Annotated in this window: 8 protein-coding genes and 1 pseudogene; 6 read left to right on the top strand and 3 right to left on the bottom strand. The window is 52.0% G+C overall.

What is annotated here, in order from left to right; genetic code table 11:
- The 3 genes and pseudogenes from A918_RS0117395 to dapF form a co-directional block, all read right to left on the bottom strand.
- Positions 1-845: pseudogene (locus A918_RS0117395) on the bottom strand (signaling recognition particle receptor family protein); the annotation flags it as partial.
- A 451-nt stretch (positions 846-1,296) separates the two neighbouring features.
- Positions 1,297-2,577, bottom strand: coding sequence for a tRNA (N(6)-L-threonylcarbamoyladenosine(37)-C(2))-methylthiotransferase MtaB (gene mtaB / locus A918_RS0117390; RefSeq protein WP_022712283.1), 1,281 nt, complete (start codon positions 2,575-2,577; stop codon positions 1,297-1,299).
- A 2-nt stretch (positions 2,578-2,579) separates the two neighbouring features.
- A complete protein-coding gene (gene dapF / locus A918_RS0117385; RefSeq protein ID WP_028233953.1) occupies positions 2,580-3,464 on the bottom strand; it encodes a diaminopimelate epimerase in 885 nt (294 codons plus the stop codon).
- A gap of 568 nt (positions 3,465-4,032) precedes the next feature.
- On the opposite strand from dapF, the gene A918_RS0117380 reads away from it, so the two are divergent.
- From A918_RS0117380 to A918_RS0117350, 6 genes are all read left to right on the top strand, one after another.
- Positions 4,033-4,575 carry a protease inhibitor Inh/omp19 family protein gene (locus tag A918_RS0117380; RefSeq protein ID WP_028233952.1) on the top strand — a complete coding sequence of 181 codons (543 nt, stop codon included), beginning with the start codon at positions 4,033-4,035 and terminating at the stop codon, positions 4,573-4,575.
- Between the two features lie 96 nt (positions 4,576-4,671).
- Positions 4,672-5,856 carry a cell division protein ZapE gene (gene zapE, locus A918_RS0117375; protein WP_028233951.1) on the top strand — a complete coding sequence of 395 codons (1,185 nt, stop codon included), beginning with the start codon at positions 4,672-4,674 and terminating at the stop codon, positions 5,854-5,856.
- 439 nt (positions 5,857-6,295) lie between these two features.
- Positions 6,296-7,258, top strand: coding sequence for a malate dehydrogenase (gene mdh, locus A918_RS0117365; protein WP_022712278.1), 963 nt, complete (start codon positions 6,296-6,298; stop codon positions 7,256-7,258).
- Between the two features lie 152 nt (positions 7,259-7,410).
- On the top strand, positions 7,411-8,607 hold the full coding sequence (gene sucC, locus A918_RS0117360) for an ADP-forming succinate--CoA ligase subunit beta (RefSeq protein WP_022712277.1): 1,197 nt from the start codon (positions 7,411-7,413) through the stop codon (positions 8,605-8,607).
- Between the two features lie 3 nt (positions 8,608-8,610).
- Positions 8,611-9,513: a succinate--CoA ligase subunit alpha gene (sucD, locus tag A918_RS0117355; protein WP_022712276.1), complete on the top strand. Its 903-nt coding sequence runs from the start codon at positions 8,611-8,613 to the stop codon at positions 9,511-9,513.
- Between the two features lie 389 nt (positions 9,514-9,902).
- Positions 9,903-12,834 (top strand): 2-oxoglutarate dehydrogenase E1 component (locus tag A918_RS0117350; protein WP_022712275.1); only part of this gene is annotated, 2,932 nt, incomplete at its 3' end.

Genomic DNA, 12,834 nt, shown 5'->3' with positions numbered 1-12,834 from the left:
ACAAAGCCGTTCACACCGGCAATATTTTTGAAAATCTCAACCTGATTAAGCGCATTCTGACCGGTGGTAGCATCCAGCGTCTGCAACACTGTATGCGGCGCTTCTGGATCATGTTTACCAAGCACGCGCACAATTTTAGCAAGCTCATCCATCAGTTCGGCTTTGTTCTGCAAGCGCCCTGCCGTATCAATAATCAGCACGTCGCTGCCGGCATCTTTGGCCTGCTGCCATGCGTCATATGCCAGACCGGCAGCATCGGCACCAAGCTTGGATGACACAACCGGTGAACCGGTACGCTCGCCCCAGATATGCAATTGCTCAATCGCTGCGGCACGGAATGTATCACCTGCTGCCAGCATCACTTTCAATCCGCCTGCGGTCAGTTTTGCCGCCAGCTTGCCGATTGTTGTGGTTTTACCGGTACCATTCACACCAACCACAAGAATGACATGCGGCTTGTGCGACAGGTCAAGTTCCAGAGGCTTTGCCACGGGCACCAGCACTTTTTCAATCTCGGAGCGCATAATGAGGCGCACTTCATCAGTCGAAATATCTTTGCCATAACGACCCGAAGACAGGCTGTCTGTGATACGCATCGCGGTTTCCAGACCAAGATCAGCCTGAATCAGCACATCTTCCAGTTCCTGAAGTGTGTCTTCATCCAGTTTGCGCTTGGTGAAAATGCCGCCGATGGAGTCGCCCAACTGCTGTGAAGAGCGCGACAGACCGCTGCGCAGCCGCTCAAACCATGACAGTTTCTTTTCCGGCTCAGCTTCAACGACTACTGGTTCCTGTTTTGCCTCAACAGACTTGCTGACCGTCACCTTTACCGGTTTTGGCGCAGGAACCACTTCCGCATCAGCATCGGTAATTTCAGGCTCGGCTTCAGGATAGACCGGTGTCAGCTCAATGGTTGCCGGATCAGCAATCACCGGTTGGGAAAGCAGTTCCTCAACCTTTTCCAGAAAAGTCTCGTGAGGCGGCTCTTTCGTCTGCAGCTTCTCTTCAAGGCCGGTCTCATCCGGCTCCGGCGTATCATAAACCGGTTTCAGTTCAATCGTCGCCGGATCAGCGATGACCGGCTGGGAAAGCAGCTCTTCGATCTTTTCCAGCACAGTCTCATGATGCGGTTCAACAGGCGTGTGTTCTGCTGCAACCGGTGCGCCTTCTTCCGCTAAAGGCGACAGGACTTCCTCTGACGGAGCGGAAGATGTTTCTTCCTTTTTGCCGAAAGAAAAAATCTTTTTTATAAAACCCATAGCCATGAATACAGCGCTTCTTATTTTCGAATGATAATCAGATATTTTGCGGAACAGCCAGCAGCTTGTCCCCATCATGACCGGAGATCACGCGGCTGACAATCTGTCCTGCTGTCAGATCCTGTGTATCCAGCCCAGTAAGTGTAAAGCCTTCAGTACGGCCTAAGCCATCACGTTCTACCAGAATATTCTGCACGGTGCCTTTGAGACTTTCCAGATGCAGGCGATAAGCCGCATCACCGGCAACACGCAGACGGGCAGCCCGTTCCTTAATCACCTCACGACGCAATTGCGGCATGCGTGCGGCAGGTGTGCCTTCACGCGGGCTGTATGGGAAAACATGCAGATGACTGAGACCGCATTCTTCGACAATACGGATAGAGTTCTGGAACATTTCTTCCGTCTCGGTCGGGAAGCCAGCGATAATATCCGCACCAAACACCGCATCCGGTCGCAATTTGCGCACATCTTCGCAAAACCGGATGGAGTCATCACGCAAATGGCGGCGTTTCATCCGCTTAAGGATCATATTATCCCCTGACTGCAGTGAGAGATGCAGATGCGGCATCAGACGCTTTTCATTGGCCAGCGCTTCCATCAGGTCTTCATCCGCCTCAATCGAATCGATGGAAGACAAACGCAGACGCTGCAAATCCGGCACCTGTGCCAAAACGGTTTTCACCAGCTTGCCAAGGCGCAAATTCCCCGGCAGATCAGGCCCGTAGGAGGTCATGTCCACGCCGGTCAGCACCACTTCCGCATAGCCGTTACCGACCAGCCTCTTGACCTGCTCAACCACACCGCCCATCGGGACAGAGCGGGAATTACCACGGCCATAGGGAATAATGCAGAAAGTACAGCGATGATCACAGCCGTTTTGCACCTGCACAAAAGCACGGGCACGGCCTTCAATCGCATCCACCATATGGCTGGCGGTTTCGCGCACTTCCATAATATCGTTGACGCGCACCTTCTCGAACTGGTTCACACCAAAATCCGGCAACATGCGATAGGAATTGGATTTCAGTTTTTCTTCATTGCCGAGAACCAGATCAACCTCATCCATCGCCGCAAAATCATCGGCACCGGTCTGCGCTGCACAACCGGTCACGATAATACGGGCTTCCGGATTATCGCGTCGTGCTTTACGGATTGCCTGACGGGCCTGACGCACCGCTTCCGCCGTTACCGCACAGGTGTTGAAAATAATCGCGCCGTTTTCCAATGTACCGAGACCGGCCTCATCAGCCTCGCGTTTCATCACTTCGGATTCATAAGTATTCAGCCGGCAGCCGAATGTTACAACCTCAACCGCCATAATCAGGCACCTTCCGCTGTTGTGTCTTTTGCCCAAAGACCTGTTGCCGGATCAAACTGCCCCGAAAACTCCCATTCAGCCGGTCCTGTCATTAAAACATGATCATCATCGCGCCAGTCGATCTGCAACGGCCCGCCCGGCACAATAACTTTTACATTGCGCCCCGTACGGCGTGTGCGTGCCGCCGATACACCAGCGGCACAGGCAGCAGAACCGCAAGCCCGCGTCAGACCAACACCACGCTCCCAAGTGCGGATGGTCAGCTCGTCTTTGCCCGTGACCTGCGCGATAGAAATATTTGCCTTTTCCGGAAAGATCGGATGATTTTCCAGCAATGGACCGAACTTATCCAGCTCATAGGACCAGACATCCTGATCCACCCAGAAAATCGCATGAGGATTGCCCATCGAAGTCACAGACGGCGAATGCAGCACCGGCGCATCAATCGGCCCGATCTGCAATTCGATCATCCGCGTATCGCGAAATTCTTCTGCAAGCGGAATAGCCTGCCATTCGAAACGCGGCTTGCCCATATCCACACGGATCTGGCCGTCCGGCAGTTCCTCGGCCAGCAACAGTCCTGCCAGTGTTTCAAATGTGAATTGTGATTTGCCGGTTTCCGCAGCAAGTGCCTGCACCACACAGCGTGTGCCATTGCCGCAAGCCTGCGCTTCACTGCCATCGCAATTGATAATGCGGATATAATAATCCGTACCCGCCGTTTTCGGATCATGGATCGTCATGATCTGGTCAAAACCGGTCGCAGCATCGGCATTCAGTGCGCGTGCGGCATCAGGCGTGATCCGGTCACTCCGGCCGCGCATATCCGCCACAATAATTTTATTGCCAAGGCCATTCATTTTGGCAAAAGCAGCATCAACTGACATAGCTACAGACATAGTTTCACAATTATAAGATATATTCCGGTTACGGCATATCAGCAGCCTTAATGCGGAACATCGACAAAATTCGGTTCGCAGAGATACGAAAAACAGGCAGCATCCGGAGATTTTGCCTGAAAACACATCCTGAAAGCGCTTCACACTTTGCGCAAGGCACTCCGGATATACATTTACTGGCCTATATGGCGGAACTTCTCTCAAATTGCCAGTATATGTGCCAATGATTCGAAAAGCAGTGATGCGTTTTTGCCTGAATCTGCCGTAGAAGACCGATCACGCCTTGGCCTGCCGGTAAAATATGTTTATCTTTAAAACATAATCTGCTCAAATTTTGCTGCCAGACAGGCTTTCACATTGTCAGGCCATAACCTGTCAGATTAAAACAAGGCTGAAGCCGTAAAATCGTGCAATCCTACTTATTTCCCTTTTGTTCAATGATTCCTTTTGATTACAAAATGGTCTAAAGTGCAGCGGATTTTGCCTCAATATTGACCTGAGGACGGAACTGTTTCAAAGATTCCGCTTCAGAAACCACACTATCAAGGAGATGGGTATGGGAGTTTCTAAGATTGGCCTGCTCGGACTTGCAGCTGCCACCATTCTCGCCGGTTGCCAGAGTTCGCGTTTTGACAATATGGCCAGCAACACTCCCCCGCAGGCACAGCCTGCTCCTTTGCGCCCTGCTCCGACGACATCGGTTCAGTCCGGATCGCTGAATGATGTGAATGCATCGCAGTTTCCGGCCAATCCGAATGATATGAATTCACAGCCGCAGGGCAATACACAGGTTGCCAGCCTGCCGCCTGCATCTTCCGTAGACCTGACACCGGGCAAAGTTGCCGGTGTGTGGAATGCATCGCTTGCCGGTCAGAGCTGTAAAGTTGCCACCCCGCAGACCAAATTCGGTCAGGGTTACCGCGCGGGTCCGCTGCGTTGCCCGGGTGAACTCGCCAATCTGTCCTCATGGTCGGTCAACGGCAAGCAGCTGGTTCTCTATGATGCAAATGGCGGCACAGTCGCTTCTCTCTATTCGTCTGCTGACGGCCGCTTTGACGGTCAGACTTCCGGCGGCCAGCCGATCAGCCTGTCCCGCTAAAAACTTGCTGACATTATAGAATTATAAAAGCTGCAGACACAATCTGCGGCTTTTCATTTATAGAACAGCGCCTGAATGAGCCTGAATGAGGTTGTCATGTCTTTCAATGAAACGCTGAAAGCCTATCCGTCCGTATCAGAACGCTACGACTCTCTGGCCATGGCCGGAGATATTGAAGCAGACCCGCAGCAGCAAATTCTGGCAAAGCGCTTTGATGCTCTGATTGATGCAATTTGCAGCAAGCGCCTTTCGCGCAAATCCAGCGCACTGGGCTGGCTGTTCGGCAAATCCAAAAAAGTGGCTGAGCCTATCAAGGGTCTGTATATCCACGGTGAAGTCGGCCGCGGCAAGACCATGCTGATGGATATGTTCTTTGAATTGCTGCCGGTTGAACGCAAACGCCGTGCGCATTTCAATGATTTCATGGCCGATGTGCATGAGCGCATTCACGCTCACCGTCAGGCTTTCAAGAAAGGCGAAACCAAACAGGAAGACCCGATCCCGCCGGTTGCTGAAGCGCTGGAAAAACAGGCATGGGTTCTGTGTTTTGATGAATTTACCGTCACAGATATTGCCGATGCGATGATCCTGTCGCGTTTGTTCTCAGCGCTGTTCGAGCGTGGCGTGGTGCTGGTTGCCACATCCAATGTGGCACCGGATAATCTCTATCCGAATGGTCTCAACCGTCAGCTGTTCCTGCCTTTTGTCAGCATTCTCAAAACCCGTGTTGATGTAATCAATCTGGATTCCCGCACGGATTACCGTCTTGAAAAGCTCGACCGCCAGCCAGTCTATCTCACCCCGCTCGGGCTCAAAACAGATGCCAGAATGGATGAGGCATGGCATGTTCTGACGGAAGGCGGAATTGAGACAGCAGAAATTATCAAGGTCAAAGGCCGCAGCATTCATCTGAACCGCACTGTCGGCAAAGCCGTGCGTGTGACTTTTGATGAACTTTGCGCCAAACCGCTGGCTGCTGCAGACTATCTGGCGATCATGGCGCGTTTCCGCACTATGTTTATCGATCATGTACCGGTGCTGGATCTTGCTAAGAGAAATGAAGCCAAACGTTTCATTCTGCTGGTGGATACACTTTACGACCAGCGCGCCCGTGTTATCATCTCTGCCGCAGCTACACCCGACAAACTCTATAGTGCCTCCAGCGGCACAGAAGCTTTTGAATTTGACCGTACCGCATCGCGTCTTTTTGAGATGCAGAGTGCGGAATATCTAGAAGCATTTGAGACAAATGAATCAGCTGCAATACGGGCAACAGCCTGAGTAACATGTGAAACACAGGCCAATTCTCTGATCGTCACTATTTTGTGACGATCATGGCCTAATTTATGCCAGTCAGGGGAATCATAAGAGCACTTATGATTCATCAAATAAGCATTCCGCAATCGGGCTGACTGTAAGCCATTCTGAACAAACAAAAATCAGCTGTAAGCGGACAAAAATTCCGGTATAATTCCTTTCCCTGATTTCATGATATGAAACAGGAAAAACTTCGGCTTTTGTCAAAAATGATTTACGTTTACGTAAGAACATATTTAGCTAAACGATTGAAATCTTTAAATACAAAATTATTAGTTGAGTTATTTTGAAAACGGGCATATCGACCATACAGCGTAATGGCCTCTGCGGGCGTAACCGATCGGAAAGCTCAAGCAGAGGTAAAGCTGTTTTAGTTAGATTTTAGATCAGGGAAGTAACCAGCATGGCTCGCAATAAGATTGCTCTCATCGGTTCAGGCATGATCGGCGGAACGCTCGCCCATATGGCCGGTCTCAAAGAGCTCGGTGACATTGTGTTGTTCGATATCGCCGAAGGTATCCCGCAGGGCAAAGGCCTCGATATCGCGGAATCCTCACCGGTTGACGGTTTCGATGCCAAGTTCACCGGTGCCAATGACTATGCCGCCATCGAAGGCGCAGATGTTGTTATCGTTACCGCCGGTGTACCGCGCAAGCCGGGCATGAGCCGCGATGACCTGCTGGGCATCAATCTGAAAGTCATGGAACAGGTCGGCGCCGGTATTGCCAAATACGCCCCTGATGCTTTCGTAATCTGCATCACCAACCCGCTTGATGCGATGGTTTGGGCTCTGCAGAAATTCTCCGGTCTGCCAGCAAACAAAGTTGTCGGTATGGCTGGCGTGCTTGATAGCGCCCGTTTCCGCTACTTCCTCGCTGAAGAATTCAACGTTTCCGTTGAAGACGTCACCGCATTCGTTCTCGGCGGTCACGGCGATACTATGGTTCCTTCCAGCCGCTATTCGACCGTTGCCGGTATTCCTCTGCCGGATCTGGTCAAAATGGGCTGGACCACACAGGACAAGCTCGACAAGATCATTCAGCGCACCCGTGACGGCGGTGCTGAAATCGTCGGCCTGCTGAAAACCGGCTCTGCTTATTACGCACCGGCTTCTTCCGCTATCCAGATGGCTGAATCCTACCTCAAGGATAAGCGCCGCGTTCTGCCTGTTGCAGCTCAGCTGACCGGCCAGTACGGCGTGAAAGACATGTATGTCGGCGTACCGACCATTATCGGTGCGAACGGCGTTGAACAGGTTATCGAAATCCAGCTCGACAAAGAAGAACAGGCCGCATTTGAGAAATCAGTTGCTGCAGTTCAGGGTCTTTGCGATGCCTGCATCGCGATTGCACCAAATCTGAAATAAGCTCCCTTATTCAAGTTCTGGGATGTTTCGGGGCGCTTTTCCCAAAGTGGCCCCGAACTGGTCTCTGGAACTTCATATAAAAATCACGAAGCCTGTCTATCAACACAAGTTGAAACAACAGGTTTCAGGAGCGCCCTTAAAAGGACAACCAGATGAATATTCACGAATATCAGGCTAAGCGCCTGCTCCACTCCTACGGCGCACCGATTGCCAACGGCGTGGCTGTTTACTCCGCTGAACAGGCTGAAGAATGGGCAAAGACCCTTCCTGGCCCGCTTTATGTGGTCAAGAGCCAGATCCATGCCGGCGGCCGCGGTAAAGGTAAGTTCAAAGAACTGCCAGCCGATGCTAAAGGCGGCGTGCGTCTTGCCAAATCCATCGAAGAAGTTGTTGCGAACGTTAAAGAAATGCTCGGCAACACTCTGGTGACCAAGCAGACCGGTCCTGCCGGTAAGCAGGTTAACCGTCTTTACATCGAAGATGGTGCGGACATCGACCGCGAACTGTATCTCTCCCTGCTGATCGACCGCTCCGTCGGCCGTCCGGCTTTCGTTGTTTCCACCGAAGGCGGAATGGACATCGAAGCTGTTGCAGAAGAAACACCGGAAAAAATCATCAATGTTGCAATCGATCCTGCCAAAGGCGTGACCGATGAAGACAATGCCAAGCTTGCCGATGCTCTGAAGCTCGAAGGCGAAGCCCGTGAAGACGCTCTGAAGCTGTTCCCGATCCTCTACAAAGCTTTTGTTGAAAAAGACATGAGCCTTCTGGAGATCAACCCGCTGATCGTCATGACCAATGGTCGTGTACGCGTGCTGGATGCCAAAGTATCCTTCGACGGCAATGCTCTGTTCCGTCATCCTGACATTCAGGAACTGCGCGATCTGTCGGAAGAAGACGAAAAAGAAATCGAAGCTTCCAAGCATGATCTGGCCTATGTTGCCCTCGACGGTAATATCGGCTGCATGGTCAATGGTGCCGGTCTTGCTATGGCAACCATGGACATCATCAAGCTTTACGGCGCAGAACCTGCAAACTTCCTTGATGTTGGCGGCGGCGCTACCAAAGAAAAAGTAACAGCTGCATTCAAGATCATCACTGCTGATCCGGCTGTTGAAGGTATTCTCGTGAACATCTTCGGCGGCATCATGAAATGCGACGTTATCGCTGAAGGCGTGATCGCTGCTGTTAAAGAAGTTGGCCTTAAAGTTCCTCTGGTCGTTCGTCTCGAAGGCACCAATGTTGAGCTCGGCAAGAAAATCATCAACGAGAGCGGCCTGAATGTTATTTCAGCTGACGATCTCGACGATGCAGCGCAGAAAATCGTTGCTGCAGTGAAGGGAAATTGATCCATGTCTATTCTTGTAAACAAGGACACCAAGATTCTCGTTCAGGGTCTGACCGGTAAGACAGGTACTTTCCACACTGAACAGGCTCTTGCCTATTACGGCACCCAGATGGTCGGCGGTATCCACCCTAAAAAGGGCGGCGAAACCTGGACAGGCTCCAAGGGCGAAAACCTGCCGATTTTTGCAACTGTTGCTGAAGCTAAAGAACGTACCGGTGCAGATGCATCCGTAATCTACGTTCCGCCTGCAGGTGCAGCTGATGCCATCATCGAAGCAATCGAAGCTGAAGTCGGCTTCATCGTCTGCATCACCGAAGGTATTCCGGTTATGGACATGGTACGCGTGAAAGAACGTCTGGAACGTTCAAAATCACGCCTGCTCGGCCCTAACTGCCCGGGCATCCTGACCCCTGAAGAATGCAAAATCGGCATTATGCCGGGCAACATCTTCAAAAAAGGTTCGGTCGGCGTTGTTTCCCGTTCCGGTACACTGACTTACGAAGCTGTGTTCCAGACCTCCAATGAAGGTCTCGGCCAGACCACTGCTGTCGGTATCGGCGGCGATCCGGTTAAAGGCACAGAATTCATCGACGTGCTGGAAATGTTCCTCGCAGACGACAACACCAAATCGATCGTTATGATCGGTGAAATCGGTGGTTCGGCTGAAGAAGAAGCAGCTCAGTTCCTCAAAGACGAAGCCAAGCGCGGCCGTAAGAAGCCAATGGTTGGCTTTATCGCCGGTCGTACTGCTCCGGAAGGCCGCACCATGGGTCATGCTGGTGCTGTTATCTCCGGCGGCAAGGGCGGCGCTGAAGACAAGATTGCAGCTATGGAAGAAGCCGGTATCCGCGTTTCCCCATCTCCTGCACAGCTCGGCAAGACTCTTGTTGAAGTTCTCAAAGGCTAACTGCCTTTGGGTTGAAGCTCTCAGGGCTAATCCCTTGGAACTCTGACAATATTGGCAGTCGCACTGCGTGACTGCCTCTAAAAAGCCCGGTTCGTGGCCCATGGCACGCCTCAAGCCCCGAACCGGGTTCACTAGAGCATTTCACAGTCAAGTTGGATCAACTTGACGCCCGTGATAATGCGGCAAACTAAAGAATCTAGAGCGAGCCTTGTGATCCAATTTGGACGTAAACCGCTCTAGACTAAAACTTATGCCCGTTTCTGTTGGAAATCAGTACAAACGCACTATTTCTCAGAACAGAGACAACAGACCAGCAACTTAAAACGGGACCGGAAGATTTTCCGGTATGGCCGGTATAAGGAGACGGAGTGGATACTCCGGCAAGGACAATGGCACGGCAAGAAGAAGCCAATGACGTTTTCGCCCTGACCTCGTTTCTCTATGGCGGCAATGCCGACTATATTGAGGAGCTCTATGCTGCATATGAAACCGATCCGAATTCGGTCAATGCAGAATGGCGCGATTTTTTCGCAAATCTCGGTGACAATCCGAAAGATGTGATTGAAAATGCCCGCGGTGCATCCTGGGAAAAAAGCAGCTGGCCTGTGACGCCGAAAGATGAGCTGACCAATGCTCTCGACGGCAACTGGGCAGATGTTGAAAAACATATGACAGACAAGCTGAAAGGCAAAGGCGGCAAAGCTGTTGCTGCTGCACCAGCTCTGTCTGAAGCAGAAATTACACAGGCAGCACGTGACAGTGTTCGCGCGATCATGATGATCCGCGCTTACCGTATGCGCGGCCACCTGCATGCCAATCTCGATCCGCTCGGTCTTTCCGAAAAGCCGAATGATCACAATGAACTGGCTCCGGAAAATTACGGTTTCACACCGGCTGATTTTGACCGCAAAATCTTCATCGACAACGTGCTCGGCCTCGAATATGCGACCGTTCGCGAAATGCTCGATATCCTGAAGCGCACCTATTGCTCGACAATCGGCTTTGAATTCATGCACATTTCTGATCCGGCTGAAAAAGCCTGGCTTCAGGAGCGCATCGAAGGCGCCAATAAGAGCATTGCTTTCACACCGGAAGGTAAGAAAGCCATCATGTCCAAACTGATCGAAGCTGAAGGCTTTGAACAGTTTATCGACGTGAAATACAAAGGCACCAAGCGCTTTGGTCTCGATGGCGGTGAATCCCTGATCCCTGCCCTTGAACAGATCGTCAAGCGCGGCGGCTCCATGGGCGTTAAAGAAATCATTTTCGGTATGGCTCACCGTGGCCGTCTGAATGTGCTTTCTCAGGTTATGGGCAAACCGCACCGCGCTATTTTCCACGAATTTAAAGGCGGCTCCTATGCGCCGGATGATGTGGAAGGTTCAGGCGACGTTAAATACCATCTGGGTGCGTCTTCGGATCGCGAATTTGACGGTAACTCCGTTCACCTGTCGCTGACTGCCAACCCTTCACATCTCGAAATCGTCAATCCGGTTGTTATGGGTAAAGCCCGCGCCAAGCAGGATCTGCTGGCCGGCCGCACCCGTGATGAAATCGTGCCATTGACTGAACGCGCTAAAGTCATGCCGCTGCTGCTGCATGGTGATGCGGCATTTGCCGGTCAGGGCGTTGTTGCTGAGTGCCTCGGCCTTTCGGGTCTGCGCGGTCACCGCGTTGCCGGTACAGTTCATTTCATCATCAATAACCAGATCGGTTTCACCACCAATCCGGCCTTCTCCCGTTCTTCGCCATATCCTTCGGATGTAGCGAAAATGATTGAAGCCCCGATTTTCCACGTCAATGGTGATGATCCGGAAGCTGTTGTCTTCGCTGCAAAAGTTGCAACCGAATTCCGCCAGACCTTCCATAAGCCGGTTGTTGTAGACATGTTCTGCTACCGCCGCTTCGGTCACAACGAAGGCGACGAGCCTGCGTTCACACAGCCTTTGATGTACAAAGAAATTCGCAAGCACAAAACCACTGTACAGCTCTACAGTGAAAAGCTGATCGGCGAAGGTCTTCTGACACAGGCTGACATCGACCAGATGAAAGCTGACTGGCGCGACAAGCTGGAAACAGAATTCGAAGCCGGCCAGAACTACAAGCCGAATAAAGCCGACTGGCTCGACGGTGCATGGGCAGGTCTGCGTACAGCTGACAATGCCGATGAACAGCGTCGCGGTAAAACCGGCGTACCGGCGAAAACCCTCAAGGAAATCGGTAAGAAACTTTCCGAAACCCCTGAAGGCTTCAACGTACACCGCACCATTCAGCGCTTCCTCGACAATCGCTCGAAGATGATCGACAGCGGTGAAGGCATTGACTGGGCAACGGCTGAATCGCTGGCATTCGGTTCGCTGTCTCTCGAAGGCCACCCGATCCGTTTCTCCGGTCAGGACGTGGAACGCGGTACATTCTCGCAGCGTCACACTGTTCTTTACGATCAGGAAAATCAAAGCCGCTATATTCCTCTGAATAATCTTCAGAAGGGTCAGGCGATCTACGAAGCCATCAACTCGATGCTTTCGGAAGAAGCCGTGCTCGGTTACGAATATGGCTACTCGCTGACAGATCCGCGCGCACTCGTGCTGTGGGAAGCCCAGTTCGGTGACTTCGCCAACGGTGCTCAGGTTGTTTTCGACCAGTTCATCTCTTCTGGTGAGCGCAAATGGCTGCGTATGTCCGGTCTCGTCTGCCTTCTGCCGCACGGCTATGAAGGTCAGGGTCCTGAACATTCGTCAGCACGTCTGGAACGTTATCTGCAGCTTTGCGCGGAAGATAATATGCAGGTTGCCAATGTTACGACACCGGCAAACTACTTCCACATTCTGCGTCGTCAGATGAAACGCGACTTCCGCAAGCCGCTGATCATGATGACACCGAAATCTCTGCTGCGTCACAAGCGTGCGATTTCTTCCTTGAGCGAACTGTCCGGAGACAGCACGTTCCACCGTCTGCTGTGGGATGATGCGCAATATCTCAAGGATCAGCCGATCAAGCTGCAGAAAGATGCCAAGATCCGTCGCGTGGTTCTCTGCTCCGGTAAAGTCTATTACGATCTTTACGAAGAGCGTGAAAAACGCGGTATCGACGATATCTACCTGCTGCGCGTTGAACAGCTTTATCCGTTCCCGGCAAAAGCCCTCATCAACGAACTGTCCCGCTTCCGCGGTGCAGAAATCGTCTGGTGTCAGGAAGAGCCGAAGAATATGGGCGCATGGTCGTTCATTGAGCCTTATCTGGAATGGGTTCTGGCGCATATTGATGCGAAATATCCGCGTGCCCGCTATGCAGGCCGTCCGGCTGCCGCATCGCCTGCAA

Origin of the sequence: Pseudochrobactrum sp. AO18b (assembly GCF_000409565.1) — a bacterium.
Classification (GTDB): domain Bacteria; phylum Pseudomonadota; class Alphaproteobacteria; order Rhizobiales; family Rhizobiaceae; genus Pseudochrobactrum; species Pseudochrobactrum saccharolyticum.
Note: the sequence above shows the minus strand (reverse complement) of the source record. Positions and strands in the feature narration are given on the sequence as shown.